The organism is Anaeromassilibacillus senegalensis, from assembly GCF_001261775.1.
In the GTDB taxonomy this organism is placed as follows: Bacteria; Bacillota; Clostridia; order Oscillospirales; family Acutalibacteraceae; genus Anaeromassilibacillus; species Anaeromassilibacillus senegalensis.
Window position 1 is genome coordinate 63,252 of sequence record NZ_LN868537.1, and the last position, 24,707, is coordinate 87,958.

Annotated in this window: 25 protein-coding genes and 1 riboswitch; of the genes, 22 read left to right on the forward strand and 3 right to left on the reverse strand. The window is 51.2% G+C overall.

What is annotated here, in order from left to right; genetic code table 11:
* Positions 1–43: 43 nt before the first annotated feature.
* Together BN2106_RS05895 and BN2106_RS05900 are read right to left on the reverse strand one after the other, a co-directional pair.
* Positions 44–1,465, reverse strand: a complete 1,422-nt coding sequence (locus BN2106_RS05895; RefSeq protein WP_050697669.1) for a sensor histidine kinase — start codon at positions 1,463–1,465, stop codon at positions 44–46.
* Entirely contained in the window at positions 1,466–2,170 is a 705-nt protein-coding gene (locus tag BN2106_RS05900) for a response regulator transcription factor (RefSeq protein WP_050697670.1), read from the reverse strand. It abuts the gene before it with no gap.
* A 241-nt stretch (positions 2,171–2,411) separates the two neighbouring features.
* Between BN2106_RS05900 and BN2106_RS15785 the strand changes: the two genes are divergently transcribed.
* From BN2106_RS15785 to BN2106_RS05970, 13 genes are all read left to right on the forward strand, one after another.
* Positions 2,412–3,386, forward strand: coding sequence for a CAP domain-containing protein (locus BN2106_RS15785; protein ID WP_050697671.1), 975 nt, complete (start codon positions 2,412–2,414; stop codon positions 3,384–3,386).
* Positions 3,387–3,596: 210 nt separating this feature from the next.
* Entirely contained in the window at positions 3,597–3,986 is a 390-nt protein-coding gene (locus BN2106_RS05910) for a hypothetical protein (protein WP_050697672.1), read from the forward strand.
* Positions 3,987–3,997: 11 nt separating this feature from the next.
* Positions 3,998–5,395, forward strand: coding sequence for a peptidoglycan-binding domain-containing protein (locus BN2106_RS05915; RefSeq protein WP_050697673.1), 1,398 nt, complete (start codon positions 3,998–4,000; stop codon positions 5,393–5,395).
* Positions 5,396–5,406: 11 nt separating this feature from the next.
* Positions 5,407–5,973 carry a peptidoglycan-binding domain-containing protein gene (locus BN2106_RS05920; protein WP_050697674.1) on the forward strand — a complete coding sequence of 189 codons (567 nt, stop codon included), beginning with the start codon at positions 5,407–5,409 and terminating at the stop codon, positions 5,971–5,973.
* Between the two features lie 239 nt (positions 5,974–6,212).
* Positions 6,213–7,316, forward strand: a complete 1,104-nt coding sequence (locus BN2106_RS05925) for an aldo/keto reductase (protein ID WP_242846258.1) — start codon at positions 6,213–6,215, stop codon at positions 7,314–7,316.
* Positions 7,317–7,335: 19 nt separating this feature from the next.
* The gene (locus BN2106_RS05930) at positions 7,336–8,502 is read left to right on the forward strand and encodes an iron-containing alcohol dehydrogenase (RefSeq protein ID WP_050697675.1); all 1,167 of its coding nucleotides are present in this window, start codon (positions 7,336–7,338) and stop codon (positions 8,500–8,502) included.
* A 305-nt stretch (positions 8,503–8,807) separates the two neighbouring features.
* On the forward strand, positions 8,808–10,736 hold the full coding sequence (locus tag BN2106_RS05935; RefSeq protein ID WP_050697676.1) for a sensor domain-containing diguanylate cyclase: 1,929 nt from the start codon (positions 8,808–8,810) through the stop codon (positions 10,734–10,736).
* Between the two features lie 37 nt (positions 10,737–10,773).
* Positions 10,774–10,968, forward strand: a riboswitch (cobalamin riboswitch).
* Between the two features lie 160 nt (positions 10,969–11,128).
* Entirely contained in the window at positions 11,129–11,875 is a 747-nt protein-coding gene (locus BN2106_RS05945; RefSeq protein ID WP_050697678.1) for an energy-coupling factor ABC transporter permease, read from the forward strand.
* Between the two features lies 1 nt (position 11,876).
* Positions 11,877–12,194 carry an energy-coupling factor ABC transporter substrate-binding protein gene (locus BN2106_RS05950; protein ID WP_050697679.1) on the forward strand — a complete coding sequence of 106 codons (318 nt, stop codon included), beginning with the start codon at positions 11,877–11,879 and terminating at the stop codon, positions 12,192–12,194.
* Between the two features lie 429 nt (positions 12,195–12,623).
* Positions 12,624–12,968: a PPC domain-containing DNA-binding protein gene (locus BN2106_RS05955; protein WP_050697680.1), complete on the forward strand. Its 345-nt coding sequence runs from the start codon at positions 12,624–12,626 to the stop codon at positions 12,966–12,968.
* Positions 12,969–12,982: 14 nt separating this feature from the next.
* A complete protein-coding gene (locus BN2106_RS05960) occupies positions 12,983–13,279 on the forward strand; it encodes a Dabb family protein (protein WP_050697681.1) in 297 nt (98 codons plus the stop codon).
* 161 nt (positions 13,280–13,440) lie between these two features.
* The gene (locus tag BN2106_RS05965; protein WP_050697682.1) at positions 13,441–13,776 is read left to right on the forward strand and encodes a phasin family protein; all 336 of its coding nucleotides are present in this window, start codon (positions 13,441–13,443) and stop codon (positions 13,774–13,776) included.
* Positions 13,754–15,346, forward strand: a complete 1,593-nt coding sequence (locus BN2106_RS05970; RefSeq protein ID WP_050697683.1) for an ABC1 kinase family protein — start codon at positions 13,754–13,756, stop codon at positions 15,344–15,346. The genes BN2106_RS05965 and BN2106_RS05970 overlap by 23 nt, the downstream gene beginning before the upstream one ends.
* Positions 15,347–15,414: 68 nt before the next feature.
* On the opposite strand, the gene BN2106_RS05975 is transcribed toward BN2106_RS05970, so the two are convergent.
* Complete coding sequence (locus BN2106_RS05975) at positions 15,415–16,260, reverse strand: YitT family protein (RefSeq protein WP_050697684.1); 846 nt, start codon at positions 16,258–16,260, stop codon at positions 15,415–15,417.
* A gap of 350 nt (positions 16,261–16,610) precedes the next feature.
* Here BN2106_RS05975 and thyX point away from each other — a divergent pair, with 350 nt between their 5' ends.
* The 9 genes from thyX (at position 16,611) to BN2106_RS06020 (ending at position 24,698) form a co-directional block, all read left to right on the forward strand.
* The gene (thyX, locus tag BN2106_RS05980; protein WP_050697685.1) at positions 16,611–17,381 is read left to right on the forward strand and encodes an FAD-dependent thymidylate synthase; all 771 of its coding nucleotides are present in this window, start codon (positions 16,611–16,613) and stop codon (positions 17,379–17,381) included.
* Positions 17,378–18,055: a dTMP kinase gene (locus BN2106_RS05985; protein ID WP_050697686.1), complete on the forward strand. Its 678-nt coding sequence runs from the start codon at positions 17,378–17,380 to the stop codon at positions 18,053–18,055. Before thyX ends, BN2106_RS05985 begins: the two co-directional genes overlap by 4 nt.
* On the forward strand, positions 18,048–18,965 hold the full coding sequence (locus BN2106_RS05990; RefSeq protein ID WP_050697687.1) for a DUF2156 domain-containing protein: 918 nt from the start codon (positions 18,048–18,050) through the stop codon (positions 18,963–18,965). Before BN2106_RS05985 ends, BN2106_RS05990 begins: the two co-directional genes overlap by 8 nt.
* A 14-nt stretch (positions 18,966–18,979) precedes the next feature.
* Positions 18,980–19,885, forward strand: a complete 906-nt coding sequence (locus tag BN2106_RS05995; protein ID WP_050697688.1) for a GNAT family N-acetyltransferase — start codon at positions 18,980–18,982, stop codon at positions 19,883–19,885.
* Between the two features lie 26 nt (positions 19,886–19,911).
* The gene (locus BN2106_RS06000; RefSeq protein WP_050697689.1) at positions 19,912–20,454 is read left to right on the forward strand and encodes a DJ-1 family glyoxalase III; all 543 of its coding nucleotides are present in this window, start codon (positions 19,912–19,914) and stop codon (positions 20,452–20,454) included.
* 74 nt (positions 20,455–20,528) lie between these two features.
* Entirely contained in the window at positions 20,529–21,131 is a 603-nt protein-coding gene (locus BN2106_RS06005) for a 5-formyltetrahydrofolate cyclo-ligase (RefSeq protein WP_050697690.1), read from the forward strand.
* A complete protein-coding gene (gene mltG / locus BN2106_RS06010; protein ID WP_050697691.1) occupies positions 21,128–22,393 on the forward strand; it encodes an endolytic transglycosylase MltG in 1,266 nt (421 codons plus the stop codon). Before BN2106_RS06005 ends, mltG begins: the two co-directional genes overlap by 4 nt.
* Positions 22,390–23,619 carry a peptidase U32 family protein gene (locus BN2106_RS06015; RefSeq protein WP_050697692.1) on the forward strand — a complete coding sequence of 410 codons (1,230 nt, stop codon included), beginning with the start codon at positions 22,390–22,392 and terminating at the stop codon, positions 23,617–23,619. The genes mltG and BN2106_RS06015 overlap by 4 nt, the downstream gene beginning before the upstream one ends.
* An 11-nt stretch (positions 23,620–23,630) precedes the next feature.
* On the forward strand, positions 23,631–24,698 hold the full coding sequence (locus BN2106_RS06020; RefSeq protein WP_050697693.1) for an acyltransferase family protein: 1,068 nt from the start codon (positions 23,631–23,633) through the stop codon (positions 24,696–24,698).
* Positions 24,699–24,707: the final 9 nt, after the last annotated feature.

The following is a 24,707-nucleotide window of genomic DNA, read 5'->3' on the forward strand; positions in this document are numbered from 1 at the left end:
AATCAGGATAGTTTACCAACCTTAATGCGATCTTCAGAGAACCTTAATTAACCTTAACGACAGGAAACAAAATTTGGAAGGTGGTACCAGCGCCGGGAATAGTGGAAACCGAAATGGTCCCGCTGTGGAGTTCAATAATACTTTTTGCGATCGCCAGCCCCAGACCGGAACCTTCCGGCTTTTTTTCGGTGCTGGTACCGCGATAATATCGGTCAAAGAGATGTGCCATTTCTTCCGCCGTCATGCCGTTCCCATTGTCAGAAATGTCCACTCGAACCGTTTCACCGGAGCCTGAAACCCGCAGGGTAACCTCTGTATCTGCCCGGCCATGTACAAAAGAGTTGATGACCAGGTTGCGGAAAGCCCGCGTGAAAAGTGTCTGGTCAAACGTAAAGTCAATGTATTCCGAGCTGCTCTCAAAATGAACGGTCCGATTTTCATAATCCGGGGTGTTCAGAAGGTCAATGACCAGTTCTCTTAAAAAGCGGACCATATTTTGTTCGTTGCGTTTTAAGGGGAACATCCCATTTTCCAATTGATAGGTCAGTTTCAAATCGTCAATCAACGTCTCCATGTATGCCGCGTTTTTCAGCAGGATACCGGCATAGCGCTTGCATTGCTGCTCGCTGGTATTGCCGTCTTCCAGCAGCATTTCCGCATAGCCCTTGATCGGGGAGAGCGGTGTTTTTAGGTCGTGGGTAATATTGGCAATCCATTCCTCCCGTATCTTTTCCGTCTGCGTTTGCAGCTGGTCGCTGGCCTTGATCTCCGCGTCCAGCATATTCAAACTGTCATACAGGTCGTGGAATGCGCCGTGGTCTTGAACAGGGAGATAGCTTCTGGAAGAAATATCCTGGATGGATGTTGTGAGCCGCTTTATGGCCTTTGCCGTCCAAAGTCCATAGAGAACGCCGGAAACGGCGGCGACCAAAAAAAGGACGCCTAAAACAAAAAGGACAATGGTCTTTCCACCTGCAAATCGTTCTCCATTCAAGTACATGGTAACTTTGGAAATTTTTATAGGGAAGTACAGAATATACGCGTAGTCCTTTCCTTCATTGGATACCGTTCCGACGAATGCGGTAACCTGTCCGTCTTTTGCCTGTCCCGTTTGATAAAGGCGCAGCAGGTCCGTGCTGGAATAGGCGTCCCTTGCCTGCGGCGGCTCCTGGTAATGGTATATATCTGTACCGGACGAATTCAGTATTTGCAGGCCTATTTGATAATCACGCAGCAGCGCAATTCCTGCCTGCTTAACCTGTGGTGCATTGTCAATAAAAAGGATTTGTTCCCGGAACTCCTCTGTAAATGTCTTAGGCCAGTCGCTTCTTTTTGTGGAGCCGTCCGGCTGCTGAACGGTAATCAACAGGGAGCTGAGACAGACCACTGCCAAAATTGTACCGAGCAGTGACAAGAAGAAAATCAGATAAATATGAAAGACTGTACGATAACCGGATTTTCTCATTTAGTCAGTCCTTTTCTTAAGCTTATAGCCCAGGCCTTTCACTGTAATCAACTGCTGCGGATGGGACGGGCAATCCTCTATCTTTTCCCGTAAATGCCGGATATGCACCATAATCGTGTTATCGCAGATGCTGCTGTACTCGCCCCAAACCTGTTCATAAAGCCGTTCTTTGCTAATGATTTTTTCCGCGTTTTCCATCAGATAGGTGAGTAAGAGAAATTCGCGCCCCGTGAGGCAGATTTCTTTTCCTGATTTATAGACGCGGCAGCTTTCTTTGTCAATCGAAAGCAGGCCGACGGTCAGGAGCGGATTCTTATTTTGGCATGCAGTCGTTTGATACTGCTGGCGGCGAAGCTGCGCCTTCACACGGAACACAACTTCACGCGGACTGAACGGCTTGGTAATGTAGTCATCTCCACCGCAGGAAAGTCCAAGGATTTTGTCGATGTCATCGTTCTTCGAGGATAGAAACAGGATTGAGCAGAAGGAAAATGTGCGTATTTGTTTACAAACCTCCAGCCCGTCAATATCGGGAAGCATGATATCCAGCACTACAACGTCGGGGTGTAATTCCCGGCAGGCGTTGATTGCCTCCGTTCCGGTGTATGCTTTTTGAATATTTTGAAATCCCTCCTGGCGCAAAACTTCCTCCAACAACTCCACGATATCTCGTTCATCATCTACCAACAGAATTTTATGGTCCATAAACGACACCTGCTTTCTGTGTTTTGCCGGGCAGCGGCTTTTTGCACTTCCGCCAGCTACATTATAATTGTGTGCTTCAAACAATGCAAGCGATGGAACCGTTTTGAAAAAATGGGGAAAGAATCCGTAGGCTTAAAAACGTCTGCTAGAATTTACCGCTATCATTTTCAATGAATTTATATTAAGATTAAATTGTTACAAACTTGTAACCAATACGATAAAATGGTAGGAGGTAAAAGTTATGAAGCAATTAAAATTGCTGATGATCGTTCTGGCACTGCTGACGGCATCCGTTCAGCTTCCAATTGATCCAGGAAATTCATACCCAAACGGTGTGTATCAACCGGCGGGGGACAGCGTGGATTCAGAGGTGAATGAGGACAGTACAGTGTCCGAGAAACCGGAAGAGCCTGAGATTATAGAGCCGGATCTGGAAGCGCCCAACATAGAGAACGACAATTCCACGGTATCCGATGTAATTTCTTCCCCGGATACAGATTCGCGTCCGGAGCTGCCTGAAGACGAGTCCCAGACAGAAACTTCGCAGCCCGAAGAACCGTTGAACCCGGATACGTCTGAGGATTCGGAAACGTCTTCAGATCCGGGAACATCTTCTCAGCCCGAAACGCCCTCGCGGCCCGAGAAGCCGTCGCGCCCCAATATTCCATGGTGCCCTGAGCTGCCTTCGCGTCCCATACTGCCTTGGTGCCCCGAGAAGCCTTCACGTCCCGAGATCCCCTCGCTGCCGGATACACCTTCGCAGCCTGATACGCCTTCGGAGCCTGAATCCCCCGAGCCGCCCTCTTCGAAGCCAGAAACACCTGACACAGATCCGGATACCTTGTCTTATGCCGAACAGGTGGTGAAACTTGTCAATCAGGAGAGAACCAAGGCGGGACTGGCTCCGCTTACGCTCAGCCAGCCGGTTGCTTCGGCCGCACAGGTACGGGCCAAAGAGATTACACAGTCCTTTTCGCACACCCGGCCAGATGGAAGGAGCTTCTCTACCGCACTGACCGAACAAAAGGTGAATTACAGAAGCTCCGGTGAAAATATTGCGTGGGGACAGAAAACCCCCGAGCAGGTGATGCAGGGCTGGATGAACAGCGAGGGTCACAGAAAGAATATTATGAATGCCAAGTTTACGTCGATCGGGGTGGGCTATTACCGCAATGCATCCGGCGTAAATTATTGGACGCAGTTGTTTATTGGCTAACCGATTCCGCGCGATAAGACTGCTTTGCTGAGCAAATGCATGCGTATCGGTGACGTTCCACACGGATGAATAGGGACCTGTTTTCTGTTTTTTACAGAAGACAGGTCCTTTGCTATGTTTTGTTGGTTGTAAAAGAGGATGAATTTTCGTCTGAATTTTCCTTCCGGCACATATATTTAGGTTGTAAGAACAGAGAAAGGAGGGATCAGTATGCCCTCGCAGGGATACCTTTTGGCCCGTGTTTTCACTTCAGACGCGATGATTCCCGTAGAGGATGCTACGGTTACGGTTACGCAAAAGACGCCGGATGGACTGACGGAACTTTTAGCTGTCTGGCTGACCGATGAAAGCGGCGCAACCAGATCGATCAGCATTCCGACCCCTGATCTGGCGGCAAGCCAGGCACCGTCTAAAGAATGCCCGTTTTCCCTGGTGGATGTGACAGCGGAGCACCCGCAATATGAGCGAATTATCGTGGAGGATGTGCAAATCTTTCCCGATACCGTGTCGGAACAAAATTTACAGTTCATTCCCCTGGACGAGGCGCCGGAGGTCTGGAACCAGACAGAGACCTTCAATGTTACGCCGCAGAACTTGTAAGGAGGTACGTTTTGCCAACCGTTATTCCATACATACCGGAAAACATTACCGTGCATTTGGGGTCGCCGTCCAGTGGCGCCTCCAATGTAACGGTGTCCTTTTCAGACTATATCAAGAATGTTGCCTCCAGTGAAATTTATCCCACATGGAGTGAAAGCGCCATGCGCGCGAACATTCTGGCTCAGGTTTCCTACGCGTTAAACCGTGTATACACGGAATTCTATCGCAGCCGGGGTTACAATTTTGATATTACCAACACAACCGCTTATGATCAAGCGTTTGTCAAAGGCCGCAATATCTTTGAGGATATCAGCCGCCTTGTCGATGAGTTGTTTAACGATTACATACGCCGCCAGGGCTTTGTAGAGCCTTTGTTTGCCTCCTTCTGCAACGGCACAACCTCAACCTGTGAGGGCCTGAGCCAATGGGGGTCCGAGGAACTGGCGCAGCAGGGGTACGATTCTATGCGGATTCTCCAAAATTATTATGGCGACGATATCGAGCTTGTAATAGACGCCCCCATTCAAAACATAACCAATTCTTATCCGGGAACAGCACTGCGTGAAGGGGACACGGGCCCAAATGTGACCGTTATCCAAACATCCCTGAACCGTATTTCACAGAACTATCCGGCGATTCCAAAGATTTATCCGGTGGACGGTGTGTTCGGCCCGATGACGACGGCGGCTGTGCGCAAATTTCAAAGCATTTTTGGGCTTGCCGTTGACGGCGTTGTGGGAAAAGGCACCTGGTACCAGCTTGTCAAGCTGTATGTGGGCGTGAAGCGTTTGGCAGAGCTGAATTCACAGGGGCAGACCTTTTCGGGGATATCGTGGGCGTATCCGGATGCCATTATCGAGGGAGACAGCGGCCAGAAGGTGTCCCATTTGCAGTATATGCTGGCAGTTCTCTCCGAATTTACCCCGCAGATCCCACCAGTGCAGGTTACGGGCGTCTTTGACGCAGAAACAAAGAGCGCGGTGCTGGCGTTTCAGAGGCGCGCCGGCATGCCGGAGACAGGGGAGGTTGGCGCACCCACATGGGACGCCATTTACGACGCATATGCGGGTGTCGCTGAGACGGTCCTCAGCCGGGGGGAACTCTTTCCCTATCAGGGAAACCCGGCCCCAGCCACCACGGTCCAGGCTTTGCAGACGCAGCTCAACGCAGTGGCCAACGCTACGCCCGGCATGCCCCGCCCGCCGATTACCGGGCAGCCCGATGCGATGACCCAGCGGGCGATCCTGCAATTTCAGAAACTTTGCAAGCTTCCGGCAAATGGACAAATTGATTCCGCCACCATGAAAGCCCTGGCTGACGATATTGGGGAACTGCGTTTTGCCAGATCGCCCCGTTTCGCACAGTTTCCAGGCTACAGCTTGCGCTATGGCATGGCTGATTCAAATTAGGAGGTGATAAAATGGCGGTTACAAACGAACCGATTGGCCAGCCGGTCCGGAGCCTGCAAACGATGCTGCGGGCCATTGCGCAATATGACAATGAAGTTCTTCCCGTTGTGCCAGACGGGATTTATGCCAACGATACCATCGCCTCGGTTTCCTCGTTCCAAAGGCGGCATGGGCTGCCCATCACCGGCATAACCGATATGGATACCTGGTACGCCGTGGCTGACGAGTACCGGCGCGCTTTAGTGGAGATCAGCCCAGCGGCATCGGTAAATCCAATTTTTCAGAGAGGCCAGGTTATTCGTGCCAATGAGGTCAACGAGCACCTGTATATGATTCACGGCATGCTGATCGCCCTCCACTCCCATTATGATTCTCTTCCGCTTGTTTCCTGTAACAATGTCCACGATGCGGCCTCTGTTGCGGCGATTCAGTGGCTGCAGTCGCGTGCAGGCGTTGAGCCAAGCGGGGATATCACACGGCTTACGTGGAAAAATTTATCGCATCTTTACCGTCTTACAGTCGGTGACGGAACAAAAGCAGCCGCGGCCGTGTTTAGTTTCCGGGAAAGCGTGGGATAAAAATAATGATAGGGCTTGTGCGAGCTGTAAAGTCCTGTCATACAAAGAATAGTTGTGGAAAAAACCTGTAGATCCGATGTGTAAATCGGGCCTACAGGTTTTTTGTGATATAAGCGGCCTGAAAAATAAATTGCGGCATCGTCGATTTTTTTCTTGACTTGAAGTGAACTCCAGGGTGTATCGTTGTGATAAAGGCGGTGAAAGGCCGCAGTACCTGACTCGTTTCGTAAGGAGGAAAAATGACGAATATGCAATACAGAAAGCTGCCGCACGGCGGCGAAAACATCAGTATTATCGGTTTGGGAATGGGTTCCATTCATGAGAGCAGCGAGGCCGAAATTGAAAAGACAGTCAATCTGGCGATTGAGAGGGGCGTCAATTATTTTGATATGGTGGCTTCGGAGGGGAAGCCGTACGAATGTTATGCCCATGCCTTGGCGGGACGCAGGGAGCATGTGTATTTACAGATGCATTTCGGTGCGGTCTACGATGGCGGCCGGTATGGCTGGACGCGGGACCTCTCTAAAATCAGGCGAACCTTTCAGGGGCAGCTCAAGACGCTGGGAACCGACTATGCGGATATAGGGTTCGTCCATTGTGTCGATGAACTGGATGACTATCGGGAAATCCTGTCAGATGGAATCTGGGACTACATGAAGGGTCTGAAGGAAAGCGGCGTCATCCGCCATCTGGGACTTTCCTCCCACGACCCGGAAATGGTCCGGCGATTTCTGGAGACGGGCTGCATCGATATGGTAATGTTCAGCATCAATCCGGCCTATGACTACTCCACCGGAACCTATGGAATCGGCAGCATGGCGGACAGAAGGGAACTGTATCGGGAATGTGAAAAGGAAGGTGTCGGCATTTCAGTGATGAAACCCTTTGGCGGGGGGCAACTGCTGCATGCGGCGACATCTCCTTTTAAGCAGGCGCTCACAAAAACGCAGTGCCTGCAATATGCGCTCGACCGGCCGGCAGTGCTTACCGTTCTTCCCGGCGTTCGCAGCCGCAGCGACTTGGAAGAGGTTCTCACGTATTTGGAAGCCAGTCCTGAGGAGCGGGATTATGCTGCGATCAGCGCGTTTACGCCCCAAAATGCAGACGGAATCTGCGTCTACTGCAACCACTGCCAGCCTTGCCCCATGGGACTCAATGTGGGGCTGATCAATAAATATTACGACCTTTCTCTGGCAGGCGACGTCCTGGCCAAAGGACATTATGAAAAGCTGTCTGTCAAAGCGGACGCATGCGCCCAATGCGGACACTGCGAGTCCCGCTGTCCCTTTCATGTGAAGCAGGAAGCCCGCATGCGGGAGATCGCGGTATATTTCAACACGTAAAAAACAGGAGGAAAGAAAAATGTTGGGAAATTTTTGCTATGCCAACCCTACAAGGCTTTACTTTGGAGAAAACGCTTTGGATTTTTTACAGGAGGAACTGTCCCGCTATGGGAAAAATATCTTATTGGTATACGGCGGCGGTTCCATTAAGCGAAACGGCGTTTACGAACAGGTGACCGCAATTCTGCGTGAGAGCGGAAAAACCGTTTTTGAGGATGCGGGCGTTATGCCGAATCCCACAGTCGATAAGCTCTACGAGGGCTGCAAAAGAGCGCGAGAAAACAACGTCGATCTGATTCTGGCGGTTGGCGGCGGCTCCGTCTGTGACTATGCGAAGGCGGTTTCCGTTTCTGCTTACTGTGAGGAAGATCCGTGGGAGAAATATTATCTGCGCATGGAGGATGTGGACAACCGGATCATCCCGGTCGGCTGTGTACTGACCATGGTTGGAACCGGGTCGGAGATGAACGGCGGTGCGGTCATTACAAACCATCGGACAAAACAAAAGATTGGCCATGTATTTGGAGACAATGTGTTCCCGCGGTTTTCCATCCTCAATCCGGTTTTTACATATACCTTGCCCAAGTATCAGATGACTGCCGGATTCTTTGATATTATGTCGCATATCCTGGAACAGTATTTTTCGGGCACTGACGACAACACCAGTGATTACATTGCAGAGGGGCTGCTGAAATCCCTGATCCACAGTTCCCGCATTGCAATGAAGGAACCGGAAGATTACGAGGCCCGCAGCAACATTATGTGGATTGCGACCTGGGCTTTAAATACGCTGATTGCCAAGGGGAAGAGCACCGACTGGATGGTGCATATGATTGGGCAGTCAGTTGGCGCGTACACAGACGCAACCCACGGCATGACGCTTTCCGCTATTTCCATGGCGTACTACCGGCATATCCTGCCCTATGGTCTGGAAAAGTTCAAACGGTATGCGGTCAATGTGTGGAACGTCGATCCACAGGGCAAGAGTGGAGAAGAAATCGTCGGTGAGGGGCTTGACCGGATGGAGGATTACATGCGCGAACTGGGGCTTGTCATGAATCTGCGAAGCTTGGGAGTCGACGAGGCGATGCTGGACGGCATTGCAGACGGTACGATCCACATGGACGGCGGATACAGGGATTTGCCGCGTGAGGAAATCATATCCATTTTGAGAGACAGCCTGTAATGGGTTTGGTGCCTGAATAGAATAAAATTATTTTTTAAAAGACGAAACTGCTTTTGACATCAGCGAAGAGCAGTTTCGTCTTTTGCTTTTGAAAAATAGATATCAAAAGAGAATACGTATTTGTTAAATTGAAAGGCGTTTTATAATATATACATATTAATGAAATAACTGTGACGTAAATTTGTGGATTGAAACTATGCAGGACGCATTAAATGCTATAATATCTAAATTAATGTGCAAACGCTTGAACGCGAAGCACACCAGAAGCGCATCTGGCGGTTCTTACATATAAAGAGGGATAGGGCATGAAAAAGAATATCTTATTGCGGACCAATCTAATGGTTTGTATTGTTATTATAATCGGTTTTTGCCTGACGGCTGTTCTCAGCTATCAGGCGAATTTTGACGCGTCTTTACAAAGTATTGAACAGGTGTCCTCCCTGACTTCCGAGGGGATTTATTATCAGTTGACGACCACCTTTACAAAGCCGGTAAATATTTCTCTTACAATGGCAAACGACAGCCTGCTGCGGGATCTGCTCGGCAGCGAAGCAACGCATTTGGATGACGAAGACTATATCGGAAGGCTCCGGGAATATTTGGGGAACTATCAGGAGAAATACAGCTATGATTCGGTTTTTCTGGTTTCCACGGCAACCGGCAGATACTACAATTTCCGTGGGCTGGACCGGGTTTTAACGCGCGAGACTCCGGAAAATGTCTGGTATTATGAGCTGTTGGACAGCGATGCGGATTATGCGATGAATGTGGACAATGACGAAGCGGCAAATAATGAAATTACAGTCTTTGTGAACTGTAAAATTAAATCGGATGCGGGGACGACGCTGGGAATTGTCGGTGTAGGGCTGCGCATTGACTATTTGCAAAGCCTGTTGCTCGATTATGAAAAAAAGTTTGGCGTCCAGACTTACTTGATAGACGATGCGGGAGAAATTGAAATTTCCACGCAGTATACGGGGTTTGAACGGGAAAATCTATTTGAGCTGAATGCATTCAGCAGCGACGTAAAGCGCAAAGTTCTGAATTGGACAAAGGAGGAAGCTGCGTGCAGCTTTTGGACCTCTGAAGCTGATACGGCCGGTTTGTCCAGTTATGTGGTTGCGCGCTATCTGCCGGAATTGTCCTGGCATCTGGTGGTGGAAAGAAATATCGGTCCCCTGATGGAAGAGCTTTACCGGCAGCTTTTTCAGACTGTCCTGATTATTCTTGCGATCATCGGGATTATCCTTGTGGTAATCACATATGTGATCCGGGGCTTTAATCAAAAGATCATAGAGATGAATGAAAAGCAACAGGAAGTTTTCCGGCAGACGACGGAGCAGATGTATGATAACATCTATGAGTTGAATATAACGCAGAACCGGGCGGCAGGCAAAAGTACCAAGCGGTATTTTGAAAGCTTGGGAATGCCGGGAGACATCCCCTACGATCAGGCGCTGCGGGGAATTGCGAAAAAGCAAATTAAGGAAGAGTTTCGAGAGGGCTATATTTCCACCTTTGCACCGGAAAACGTATTGCGCGAATATGAAAAGGGAAATACGCATCTGCGGTATGACTTCATGATCCGTCTGGATGGCGAAGACTATTTCTGGCTGCGGATTGACGCCCATACGTATTTTTGGCCGGAGGATGGCTGTGTCCACATGTTTACATACCGCAAAAATATTGATAAAGAGAAGAAGCAGGCGCTTCAGATGTCTGAGCTGGCCCAGAAGGATGAAATGACCGGACTTTATACCAAAATGGCCACGGCCCGTCAGATCAATCGCTTGCTGGAGCAGAACTCAACCGGTCGGTACGCCTTTTTCATCTTTGATATCGATAATTTTAAACAGGCGAACGATTCCCATGGGCATGCCTTTGGTGACTCTGTGATTGTTACCTTTGTGAATACGATTAAGAGGCATTTTCATGAGGAGTCGGTCATTGGCAGAATCGGCGGCGATGAATTTGTTGCCTTTACTGTGGTTTCCGGCAGGCAGCAGGCGGATGAAATGGGAAAGAAACTTTCTGACGCACTGCATATGCAGCATGTGGTTGGGCAGATGCGCTGGAACATATCCGCCAGCATCGGTGTGGCGATGTCGCCGGAGGATGGAACAACGTTTGAGTCATTGTATAAACGTGCGGACACCGCTCTTTACCAGACCAAGAAACGTGGAAAAGACGGCTATACCATCTATTTGAGCGCACAGTCAGGCAAAGGCAATTAAAAATTCCTGTACAGATCAGGTATTCTATGGTATATTGTTTTTACAGATATTACAAGGTGCCCGAGGTGTTCAGCTGGTCGGGAGAATAGGGAAACGGGTGCAAATCCCGTGCGGGACCGCCGCCGTAAAAGGCAAGTTCCGGCTTTTTTATGCCACTGTGGGTACACATGGGAAGGCAGAGCCGGAGCGCAAACGCCTGAGCCGGAAGACCTGCCTTGTAGTTGATATTCTGCCGGAGGGAGACCTCGAAAGGCGGGAACTGCGCGGCGGACGGACAAAACGTTTGCGCAGACAGCATTCAGCTTGCCGTATTGGTAACTGTTTGTTATCCTATGCCTTTCTCGATTCAGAGAAAGGCATTTTTTGCGGCATAATTTGTAAGGAGGAAAAACATGACTCGAAATGAAAAGAAAGTATTTGTCCTTTCCGTTGTGTTTGGCGCTGTGCTCTGTGTACCCCAGAATGCATTTGCCATGCACATTATGGAAGGATACTTGCCCCCACTGCATTGCGTTTTTTGGGGCGCCGTTTGTATTCCGTTCCTGGCAGGGGGTGTGATCTCCATCCGGCATACGATTCAGCGGCGGAGAAAAGCGCTGCTGTTGCTTGCGATGGCCGGTGCGTTCATCTTTGTGATTTCTTCGCTGAAAATTCCATCTGTTACGGGCAGCTGCAGCCACATGACCGGCACCGGATTGGCAGCCATCCTTTTTGGTCCGGTTGCCGCAAGCGTTTTGGGAATCATTGTGCTGGTTTTTCAGGCCGTTCTTTTGGCGCACGGCGGCTTGACTTCCCTGGGAGCAAATACGTTCAGCATGGCGATCGCCGGCCCTCTGCTCAGCTGGGGCCTGTATAAACTGGGCAAAAAATGCAGGATTCCCCGTCTGGCCAATATTTTTATCGCGGCGACGTTGGGAGACCTGTTTACCTATTGTGTGACCAGTCTGCAACTGGCTCTGGCAAACCCGAGCGTGGAAGGTGGAAATGCCGCAAGCGCCGTGAAATTCCTGGGGGTATTTGCGCCCACACAGCTCCCGCTTGCGGTAATTGAAGGAATTTTGACCATGCTCATTATCCTTGGACTGGAAAGCTATGCAGAGCCGGAACTGCGTGAGATTGGCTTTCTGGAGGAAATTTGATATGCGTAATAAGACAAAAATCGTGGTGCTCTCCCTTGTTTTGGTGCTGCTCCTTGCCGTTGTACCGCTGTTTGTTTTGAAGGGGGCGGCGTTTGGCGGGAGCGATGACGCGGGAAGCCAAATGGTGGAACAGATTCGCGGGGAAGCTTATGAACCGTGGTTTACACCGGTGCTGGAACAGGTGATTGGCGGAGAGCTTCCAGGGGAAATTGAGAGCCTTTTATTCTGTGTGCAGACGGGGATCGGCGTTGGTGTAATCGCATATGGGTTTGGCTATTTGGTAGCGCGTAAGAAGTATAGTAAAGCGGAAAAAGAATAGAACGTAAGACGTAATTCAAAACAACCATGCGCAGCATCAGCCTGTGAACAGCCCTGGGTGATACAGACAGTGCAAAACGCCCCGGGTAGGGCGATAGATTATGGGGAGAGGCGGGCGCGCAAGTGGCGCCTCTCCGGTTTTACAGGCAGCAATGCGATTGCCAAAGAGCGCTCAAATTGTGGACAGGTAGAGAAATGCCTTGCCCGGTATGAAATATTCGTCACCCACTTGAATTTGGAGCGGTCTCTTGAATAAGTTCGCATATTCGTGCACTTGTTATCCCGTCCGTACCCACTTGAAATCCTTTTCACTGCCTGCTACAATGAAACAAATAGGAATCAGGAAGTGAATGCAATGACTCAATATCTTGTTGGCGATACGTATGTTGTGCGTTTGCAGAGGGGAGAAGAGGTTTTATCTTCCATTTAAATGTTGTGTGCACAGGAACAGATAGCGTTGGGAACGATCTCTGCACTGGGGGCGGTTAATCATGTGGTGATCGGTGCTTATGAGGTTGAAAAGCAGCAGTATATTTCTCGTGAGTTTGATGGCACAATGGAAATGACCTCTTTAACAGGCAATATTACGGAGATGAATGGGGAGCCTTATCTGCATGTGCATGCCACTTTTGGTGATTTAAATGGGACAGTGATCGGTGGGCATCTAAACGAGGCGGTGGTCAGTGCTACCTGTGAGCTTTTTATTCGCCGGTTGGATGGCCGCATCGGCCGAAAGTTGGATCCGGAAACCGGATTGAATGTTTTGGATATTTAAAGGAGAGCTGAAAAATGGTTAAGCATATTGTCATGTGGAAATTGAAGGACGAAGTAAAGAACGAACAGTTGAATGAGTTGGTGGTCTCGTTACAAAGTCGGTTTAAAGCGCTGTTGGGGGTCATCGACGGGTTGACGGATATTGAATTTGGACAAAACTATAACGGCGGAGAGTATGACATTGCTTTGTACTGTGCGTTTACCACACAGGAAGCGCAGAATGCCTATCAGAAAAATCCCGCGCACCTGGCGGTTGCGGAAACCGTGCGTGCTTCCACTTGTGGACGCGCCTGTGTCGACTACGAAATTTAATACAATAAAGCCGTGCTTAGATGTTCATAATCGGTGCACGGCTTGTTTTCTATTTGGACACAAATTGTTCAATTGCTTCTGGAAAAAGTATGCTATGATAACTCTGGAATCTTATTACCATCCATTTAATAAAATATGGTTATGAAAAAGGAGGAATTGCAATGCTTACCGAATTGGAAGCCACGTTGAAAAAGGTTTTATTAGCGGGAATCGGCGCCGTGGCGGTAACTGCGGAGAAAGCTGATGAAATCATTAAAGAACTTGTGAAAAAAGGTGAGATCACCGTAGAACAAGGCAAAGCGCTTAATGAAGAATTGAAACACCGGGCGCAGGAGGCCGCCAAAAAGGCGCAGCCGACAGAGCCGCTGGCCGCTCCGCCTAAAAAAGCGCCGGAGGTGGATGTAGACGCCATGAGCCGTGAGGAACGTGAAGCTTTGAAGAAGAAGCTGGAAGAGCTGGAAGCAAAAGAAGGCGATGGAAAAGACGACATCTTCTGAGCCGGCTGGCAGCGGTGGACGTCTGCGTGAAATTGTGTCCATTCTTGCAAAGCATGATCTTGTGAGAGGCGTTACACCAGAGAAAGTACGTATTGTTCTGGAAGAGCTTGGTCCAACGTTTGTCAAGCTGGGACAGATATTATCTATGCGGCGGGATATGATTCCCGCCGCATATTGTGAGGAATTGGCTCTTCTGCGTGCGGATGTACGTCCACTTTCTTTCCTTGAAGTCAAACAGGTAGTCGAATCGGAATACAAACAGCCGTTGCAGGAGATATTTCTTTCTTTTTGTGAAGAGCCTTTGGGCTCTGCTTCCATTGCGCAGGTTCATGAGGCGGTGCTCAAAAGCGGCAGGCACGTGGTGGTAAAGGTACAGCGTCCGGGGATCCATGAAACAATGTCACAGGATATTATGCTTTTGCACCGGGCGGCCGATCTGTTAAAGCTCACGGAGGTGGGCACGGTCATTGATCTGCATATGGTGTTGGACGAGATGTGGACGGCGGCTCAGCAAGAAATGGATTTTCTGCTGGAAGCGAAGAATGCGCAGGAATTCCGCGAACGGAACCAATCGGTCGCGTTTGTCGATTGTCCCGAAATAGAACACCGTTATACCACAGGCAAGGTGCTGGTCATGGAATATATCGATGGCATCCCGATCGATGGTCTGAAAGCGCTTCAAATAGAAGAATACGATTGCAATGAGATTGGTTTGAAGTTGGCAGATCACTATGTCAAACAGGTGGTTGATGACGGCTTTTTCCATGCGGACCCGCATCCGGGAAATATCCGTATCCGGAACGGGAAAATTGTGTGGATCGATTTGGGAATGATGGGACGTTTGTCCGCCCGCGATCAGGCGCTATTCCGCGACGGCGTAAAGGCGATGGCGCGGGGCGATGTGGACGAACTGAAAAATATTGTGCTGACAATCGGCGTTTGTACAGCGCCAATTGACCACATAAAACTATATTCCGACATTGATGATTTCCTTGCCCGATACGGAAAAATGGACTTAGGCGGCATGAATCTGGGACAGATCGTGGAGGAATTGATGAACTTGGCAAGGGAACATCATATCTCCTTGCCCAAGGGAATGTCAATGCTCAGCCGCGGGATTCTGACGCTGGAAGGCGTGCTCGCCACACTCAGTCCGGAAATCAACCTGCTCCAAATTATGGCCAACCGGATGTCAGCAGATTTTCTGCGGGATTTTGACTGGAAAAAAGAGATAACCGGCAGCGGGCGCAGGTTGTATGAGTCGGCGCATAAGGCGGTCGATATTCCAGCTCAGATCTCCGACTTGCTGCGTATGGGAGTAAAGGGGCAAACCAAACTCAATCTGGAATGGATTGGTTCCGTGCAGCCGCTTGCGAAGATCGACGGCATGGTGAATAAAATTGTTAAATGCATTTTGACTGCGGCTTTTTGGATCGGTTCCAGTTTGCTGTGTTCGGCAGATATACAGCCTAAGGGCTGGGGGATCCCATTGATCGCTTTGTTTGGTTTTATTGCTGCACTGTTCTTTTTAATCTGGCTGCTATGGGATATGAAGCGGAAAAAGCGCTGACCGATCGGCAGATGCAAAAATCCTCCAATTGTAGATAGGAGATACCTACAATTGGAGGATTTTTTGCGTCATACGTTGTGAAATCCTTTGCCGATGATTTCGCTGGTGTTGGAAATCAGAATGAACGCACCCGGTTCCACCTGCTTGATGTATTGCCGCAACATGACCGCCTGATACCGGCTCATAACGGTAAAAATAATCTGCTTTTCCTCATGGGAAAAAGCGCCTTCTGCATTGCATACCGTTGCGCTGCGCCCGAGTTTATGCACGATAAAATCGCAGATGGGTTCCGGGTTGCTGCATACCACGTTAAAATATTTGCACATATTGATACTTTCGATGACGTTGTCAATCACCAGAGATTTGGTAAACAGGCCCAGCATAGAAAACAGAAACGTCTTGATATCAAAGATAAAGAAGGCGGAAAGAGTAATCAGCAGATCGCTCGCCAGCAGTGCGTTGCCGATGTTAATGCTGGAGTATTTCTTTAAAATCATGGCAACAATATCCGTACCACCGCTTGAAGCGCCTATATTAAATAAGATTGCGGAACCCAGTGCGGGCAGAACAATGGCGAAAACCAGTTCCAGCATGGGATCGTCCGTCAGCGGCTTGTCCAGCGGGAACAGGTACTGCATGGCGGATAAACTGATGGAGAGCAGCATACTGGAATAGACCGTACGTACTCCAAATCCCTTTCCAAGGAAAAGGAAGCCGAGCAGCAGTAAAACCATATTGACCACAAAGTTGACTGCGCTGGGCGAAAAAGGAAGAATCTTGCCGACTGCGACCGCGAGACCTGTCACGCCGCCAAAGGTAAAATTGTTGGGAAATTTGAAAAAATAAACGCCGACCGCGATGAGCAGGGTGCTGAGCGTGATCAGAGCATAATCTTTGATCGAATCCTTTTTCATCGTAAAGCCTCCTAAAAAGGTTCTGTTTGCCTTATTATAGCATACCTGGTCTAAAACAGTCTCTTTCCGAAACGAAAATATTTAAAACAGAATGATCTTGCCGTTCCCGCAGCCATTGAAAACGTTGCATTTGGTTACAGTGTAAGGCTGTTTTGAATCCTTTGGAATCGGAAGGGGCGATTGATGCAGGAAGGGGCACATACTTGAAGTAGAAGGAAGAATTTGTTATAATAACTTTAATTATTGTCGGAAAAAGGGAATCGGTACTCGATCCGATCAGCGTCAAGATGCAGGGGCCGCCGACTGCGTCTGGTACAAAATAAAGGAGTTCGGCGGGGAATGGAGTTCATATGGCAAAGGTTACCCTTTTAACGTATACGCCGCAACCGGAAAAAACGGTCGCAATGGCAGCAAAACTTTGTTATTCCCCTTCGTCTATTGCTTCCATTGGGCAGGGGCTTACAGCGGAAAAAACGGCTTCTTTTGTGGAGATGCTGTCGGAGATCGGCCACGAAAGCCCGATTGAGCACGCGTCTTTCACCTTTGGAATTGAAGGGGTTTCCCGTTCCCTTCTGGCGCAGATTACACGGCACCGTATCGCATCCTTCAGTGTGCAAAGTCAGCGGTATGTGGCGGAGAACTGTTTTTCCTATGTGGTTCCGCCGGAAATCGAAAAGATACCGGAGGCAAAAGCGGAATTTTTGGCCGCAATGGAGGAGGATCAACAGCATTATGAGCGCCTGACGGCGATTTTAAAAGAAAAACATAAAAGAACTCTCATTGAACAGGGCAGGGAAGAAAAGGCGGCGGAGCGCGCGGCGGAAAAACAGGCGATTGAAGACGCGCGTTTTGTCCTGCCTAACGCCTGCGATACCAAAATGATCTGTACATTTAATGCGCGTTCCCTGCTGAATTTCTTTACGCTGCGCTGCTGCAACCGCGCGCAGTGGGAGATCCGGGATGTCGCCACGCAGATGCTGTTTTTGGTGCGCAAAGTGGCGCCGCATCTGTTTGCGAGCGCCGGTCCGGCTTGCATGCGGGGCGCCTGTACGGAAGGAAAAATGTCCTGCGGCAGGGTGCAGGAAGTGCGCGCGTTCTTCCGCACGGAGGACACGGAATGAGTGGCGCTTTGATCGCGGTGGAGGGACTGGATGGCAGTGGCAAGGCAACGCAGACCGCGCTGCTGTGCCAGGCGTTGAAAAAGCAGGGCGTTTCCCTGCGCCGCATTTCCTTTCCCGATTATGAACAGCCCTCCTCCGCACTGGTAAAAATGTACCTGGGCGGTGCCTTCAGCACGGATCCGCAGGCGGTCAATGCTTATGCGGCCTCCTCATTTTATGCGGTGGACCGCTTTGCAAGCTTTGCACAGTTTTGGAAGCCGGATTATGAGGCTGGCAAAACCATTGTGGCGGACCGCTACTCCACCTCCAATATTGTCTATCAAATGTCGAAGCTGCCTCATGAAAAATGGGACGCTTTTATTGAATGGATTTGCGACTATGAATATGACAAGCTGGGACTGCCGGAACCAAACTGCACCATTTATCTGGATATGCCGCCGGAAGTAAGCCAAAAGCTGCTCAGCGTGCGCTACCACGGCGACGAACAGAAAAAGGATATTCACGAACGCGACACGGCGTATCTTTCTGTCTGCCGGGAAAGCGCGGCCTACGCGGCAAAAAAGCTCGGCTGGCTTGTAATAAATTGTGCAGAGGGCGACAATGCTAAAGCAGTGGAGCAAATTCATGAGGAACTGATGAAACGATTGGCAGAGGAGACATTTTTACATGTTTGATTTCAGGATACCGGAGGTTTCCGATCGCGAATGGATGCAGCCGGCGCTGACCGCGTCCGGCGGGATGGGCAGCGAATTTGCGTTTGGCACGCTGTACCTGTGGAGCGATGCGTATGCAACGAAGGTCTGTAAAACAGACGATTTGATTTTGCGCTGTTCCGGCGGCCCGATGCGGATGACGTATCAGCTGCCTCTGGGCAATGGCTCGATGCGGGATCAGGTGGAACGGTTACTGGCGGACGCAAAAGAGCGCGGCTGTAAATTCCGCATATGGGGTTTGACCAAGGAACAGACCGAAGCATTGGAACAGGAGATGCCGGGAAAATTCCGGTACCAGCTGGACCGCGCCTCTTCCGACTATATTTATGACACACAGAGCCTGATCCAGCTGTCCGGAAGAAAGTACCACAGTAAACGCAACCATCTGTCCCGTTTTCAGCGAACCTATGACTGGTCCTATGAAGATATTTCTCCGGATAATTTTAAGGACTGCATCGCGGTTGCGCGCGCCTGGTGTGAGCAGAACGGCGGCTGCGGAGAGGAAGATGGAACGGACAGTGAGAACTGCGCCATCCATAAGGCTTTCAAGTATTACGATGCACTGCATCTTTCCGGAGGACTGCTCCGCATAGAGGGCAAGCCGGTTGCCTTTACGGTCGGCGAGGAGATTAATCCGGAGACTTACCTGCTGCATTTTGAAAAAGCGTTAAGCGGCTATGAGGGGCTTTATCCCGCGATCAACCAAGCGTTCGCCGCCCAGCATCTGGAATCGTACCGTTATGTCAACCGGGAAGAGGATTTGGGAATTGAGGGGCTGCGCAAGGCGAAGCTCTCTTATTATCCGGCGATTATCCTGGAAAAATACGTTGTCACCCTGCTGGAGGAAACGCCGGAAATTCCGGAGGAATAAAAGGAGGCGCCGCAATGATCGGCTTTGCAAACTGGGAAGACCGCCCGGCTTTGGCGGCGCTTTGGCAGATAAGCTTTGACGAAGAGCGTCGGTATGCCAATTTCTTTTTTAACAACCGTTTTTTACCGGAGAACTGTCTGGTATACCGGTCCGGGAACAAGGTGGCGGCAATGCTGCACCTGTTGCCCGCGTGGGTCGTACAGAACGGGAAGCCGGTCCGTGCGCATTATGTATTTGCATGCGCCACGCAGCCGGAGCATCGTTCTCATGGGTACATGAATGCGTTGCTGGCATATGCGGCTTTGGTGGGCACACAGAGGGAGGAGCAATATTCCGTCATCCTGCCCGCGAACCGGAGCCTGTATAAATACTATGCAAAATCGGATTACCAAACTTTTTTTGAGCGGGATGAATACGAGTTGTCCGACCTGCAAATGCGCGCGTTCGCATCGGAACGGTTGTGGAGCCGGGCCGTCCTCCCGCCGGGACAGCTCAACGGCATAAGAGACAAGGCGCTCCAAAATCAAAACGGCTCCGTCCTGTGGGACGACGTCTCGTTTTGGTTTGCCGTACAAAACCAGTTGTCCTACGGTGGAAAACTGGTCTGTGCGGAGGGAGCGCAGGGGGTTGGATACGCGCTTTGCCGGACCGCGGAACGGGATACCTGTGAGGTGACGGAGTTGATAAGCTCTGGGAACAGCCTGCCCGATGTGTTGGCGGGAATCCTGAAGGAGATGCCCGCGCCGCTTTACCGCCTGCGCCTTCCCAAAAACAGCGGCCTGCTGAAACGGTTTGCAAGAGAACCGCTTCCTTTGCCGTCCTCCACTGCGTGCGGCATGATAAAACCGCTGGGCGGCGTTTCTTTGGAACAGCTCAATGTGGGGCAAAACGCGCCATATCTGGGCCTGGGAAAAGACTGAATTGTATTGATAAGGGGTGTGCAGCTATGATCTATGTATTTCTGGCAAACGGTTTTGAAGAGATAGAAGCGTTGACGACGGTGGATATCCTCCGCCGCGCGGAGCTGGACGTAAAAACCGTGGGCGTCGGCGGCAGAACCGTCGTTGGTTCCCACGGGATTGCCGTTGTGGCGGATTTGGAAGAAAAGGACGTTACAACGGACGGAATGGAACTGGTTGTGCTGCCGGGTGGGATGCCGGGTACGCTTAATCTGGAAAAATCCCCGATTGTTACGGCCTCGATTCGCTACTGCCTGGATAACGGCCTGCATGTGGCGGCTATCTGCGCGGCGCCGTCCATTTTGGGACATATGAATGCGCTGAAGGGGTGTACGGCTACCTGTTTCCCGGGTTTTGAAAAGGAACTGAACGGTGCGAGCCTGTCCTCCCAGCCGGTCTGTGTCAGCGGGCGGATCATCACCGGCAAGGGCGCGGGCGTGGCGGTGGATTTTGCCTTGCGCATTGTCGCGGAATTGTGTGGTTCGCAGCAATCCGTTGCAATTAAGAAGGCGCTGCAGTGCCAGAACTGAATGTAGTTTTCCCACATGTAAAATAACAGCCGGTTGTCCTGCGTGTACTGGGCCGGAAAAAGGATGATGGCATTATGTATATCAAAAATATCAAAGAGCTGAAAAAAAACCTGCGCGCTCGGTACCGCCGCTTCCGGGAGAAGATGAATGCAGAACATAAAATCCGCTTGGACGCCAACATCCAATGCCGTTTGCTGGCGCTGGATGAGTACGCCAAGGCGGAAACGATTTTTACGTACGTAAGCAAATCCATTGAGGTAGATACCTTTGCGATCATTAACGCGGCGTTTGCCAACCACAAGCGTGTAGCGGTGCCGCGCTGTGTGCCGGATACCTTTGACATGGAGTTTTATTACATCACCTCGCTCAGCGATCTGGAAAAAGGCGCCTTCGGCGTATTGGAGCCGGTGCCGGATCAATGTGAGAAGGTGACCCACTATGGGAAAGCGCTGTGTATCGTTCCCGGGCTCAGTTTTGATGCACAGGGGTATCGTTTGGGGTATGGGAAGGGTTACTATGACCGCTACCTCGCGCAGTTCCGGGGGGTGACGGTCGGTATCTGCTACTTGGGGTGCATCCAGTGGAACCTGCCGCACGGTTACTATGACAGGCCGGTGGATATCCTGATTACGGAAAAATATGTCAGACGAATCGCAAAGCAGGAGGATATGCCATGAATGACGACAAGAACCTTGACGACCTGCGAAGAAGGCGGGTCGAAAATTTTAAAGTACAGATTCCGGACGAAGAGTTTGTACCGGAAAAAGAGCCCCCTGTCCTGAACAGCCACAGCGATCCCGAGGCGGCGCGCCGCGCGACCAATCAGGCGGAGCGGCAGGCCATGCGGAAAGCGGAGCGGGCGCATAAGCGGCGGAATCGGGAAAAACGTGGCAAGAACAAGCTGTTTTTTCGCCTGGTCTGGCTGGTTATGGTGCTCTTTGTCGGCTTTGCCCTGGCGCAGTATGCCGTTACGGGCATCAACGACATGCTGGCAATCGGCAGAGAAAAGGTCGGCGTTACAGTGGAAATTCCCAAGAACGCCAGTACGGAGCAGATTGCAGATGCGTTACACACCGCGGGAGTGATCCAGCGCCCGGATTTCTTCAAGCTGTATTCCAAGCTGACCAAAGCGGACGGGCACTACAACAATGGTACTTATAAGATCGACACCAGTATGGACTACGAAGCGATCATCAACAATCTGCAATCGAATGCAAACCGCGTCGACATTGTAAAAATTACGTTCCCGGAGGGGACCAACGCGCCGGAAGTTGCCCAATTGCTGCAGGACAACGGCGTGTGCTCCAAGGATGAGGCGCTGGCCTATATCAATTCCAATCAACTGGACGAAAAATACGACTTCCTGAAAGGATTGACCGGTGAGCGATATTACCGCATGGAGGGCTATTTGTTCCCGGATACGTACGACTTCTTTAAGGATGAGGCGCCGGAAAACGCGATTTCCAAGCTGGTAAGCAACTGCAACAAGAAGCTGACCAAGGAGGTGCGCGACCAGATCGCCGCCAGCGGTATGACGACGGACGAGGTGATGACGCTGGCCTCCATGATCCAGGCGGAGGCGGCCGACGAAGAGGACATGTATGTGATTTCCTCTGTATTCCACAATCGTTTAAACAGCGACGGAACAGACGGGTTGCTGCGTTTGCAGTCCGACCCGACCATGTACTATCCGTACCGGACAAAGGCGGCGGTTCCGGAGGATATTCGCGACACCTATTCCAGCAAATACAACACCTATGAAATTCAGGGCTTGCCTGCCGGACCGATCTGTAATCCAGGCTCCAAGGCGATTGACGCCGCCCTGAATCCGAAGGATACCAAGTATTACTATTTCTGCCACGATGCGGAGCGCAACGCCTACTACGCGCGTACGCTGGACGAGCATCAGGCGAATCTGAGGAAGGCGGGACTGCGATGAGTTGGGCTGCGGACCGTCCGGAACTGTTGGCGCCTGCGGGAGACAAAGAGCGTTTGCAGGCAGCGCTGGATTTTGGCGCGGATGCGGTGTATCTGGCGGGGGAAGAATTCGGCATGCGCACCGCGCCTGCCAACTTCAGCCGCGGGGAGCTGGAATGCGCCGTTGCGCTGGCGCACAGCCGCGGCGTGCGGGTCTATCTCACCTGCAACACCGTGCCCCGCAATGAGGAGATTGACCGCCTGCCGGACTATTTGGAATTCATCCAGGCGGCAGGGATCGACGCACTGATTGCGACGGACCTGGGGGTGATGGAGCTTGCCAAGAAGCACGCGCCAAAAGTAGAGCTGCATGTTTCTACCCAGGCAGGCGTCGTCAACCATGCGGCTGCCAATGCGTTTTATCAATTGGGGGCGAAGCGCGTGGTGCTGGCGCGGGAAATGCGATTGGACGAAATTGCAGAGCTGCGCGCCAAGACGCCGAAGGACCTGGAGATCGAGGCGTTTGTGCACGGCGCGATGTGCATGTCCTTCTCGGGCCGCTGCCTGCTCTCCAACTATATGGCGGGGCGTGACGCCAACCGGGGAGACTGCGCGCAGCCCTGCCGTTGGAAATATGCGCTGGTCGAGGAGAAACGCCCGGGCCAGTACATGCCCATCTTTGAGGATCAGGAGGGCTCCTATATTTTAAATTCGCGGGATATGTGTATGGTCAATCATATTCCGGAGCTGCTTCAGGCGGGCGTCACCAGTTTGAAAATTGAAGGGCGCGCCAAATCCGCCTACTATGTGTCCGTTGTGACCAATGCATACCGCAGGGCATTGGACGAGGTCCTTGCGCATCCGGGGCGGCCGCTGCCGGATTGGATTCCGCAGGAGCTGGAGAAAATCAGCCACCGGGAATACAGCACGGGCTTTTATCTGGGCGGTGAGCCGGGACAGGAAACAAGATCCGGCGGTTATGTGCGGTCCTACGAGGTGATTGCGATCTGTGAGGAGTATAAAGACGGCGTAGCAGTTCTATCGCAGCGCAACCGGTTTTTCCGCGGCGATACGGCGGATGTGCTGGAGGCGGGTGAAGAGCCGTTCCTGCTGCGTCTGGATGAGCTTTTTGACGCGGAGGGAGAGCCGATCGAAGCCGCACCGCACGCCACAATGACGGTACTGCTGAAAACAGAGCGGCCTTTGAAAAAAGGCGCAATTTTGCGGAAAAAGAGAACCGAAGCATAGGAGGGACGTCCATGGGAGGAGAAACGACGGCGCCAGCCGTTTCGCTTCAAAAAGTGCGCTATGAATGGGTGGACGCGCTGAAATTTTTGGGTATCTTTGCGATTTATCTGGGACATCTCGGCGTTGCCGCCGGGAGCCTGTATCCCTTTGTGTTCCAGTACCATGTCGCGCTGTTTTTCTGGGCCTCCGGCTTTTTTGCGCCGCGCGAGGAAGGAATGGCGTTTTGGCCGTTTTTTAAAAAGAAAATCTGCTCGATCCTTCTGCCGTATTTTGCGTTCAGCCTGATCAATCTGGCGGTGGATGTTTTGGCCTGGGGCAGTACGTTCACAGAATTCCGGGAGCTGATTTCCGCTATGTTCATGGGCGTGCGCACACAGACCGTAGCGGCGGCGCTCTGGTTTTTACCTTGCCTGTTTGTCATACAGATGGCGCATTATCTGCTGAAAAAGCTGCTGCGAAAGGAGTGGCTGGTACTGATCGTCTGCACGGGGCTTTATGTGCTTTCTGAAATCGGCATCCCCTATCGCCCGGTGGGCGATCCGCAGATGTTTTTTGGAATTGACAGCGCCATGTGTTATATCGTTTATTTTTCACTGGGCGCTCTGCTGTTTCCCTGCCTGCGGGAATTCCGCTTCAGAAGCCTTGCCCCTTGGGCAAAGGGCCTGTATGCGGTCGCGGCACTGTTCTGTGCGGCGGTGGCCTGTGTGATCTATTTTAAAGGCCCGTCCTTTCCCATCGAGGCGCTTCCGTTTACCCTGCCCGGGTTTATCAAGGTGTTTTATTCGGCTGGGCTGGCGTGCGCATTCCTGTTCCTGAACTTCATCGCCGCGCGGTTTCTGGCTCGTGTGCCGTTGTTTACGGATATCGGACGCAGTACGCTGATCTTATGCGGTACGGAAAATTTGTTAAAAGAATCGCTGGCGGCGCTATTGTCGCTGGCGGGTTTAAAATTGCAGGTGCCATCGCAGTTCGCCGCGTTTGTCTACGCGTTTTTCCTGCTCTGGCTGTCCAGCGTTACGGTTGTACCCTGGATTCGCCGGCACAGCAAAATCCTGTCTGGCACGTTTCGCTTCCGGTGATATACCCGG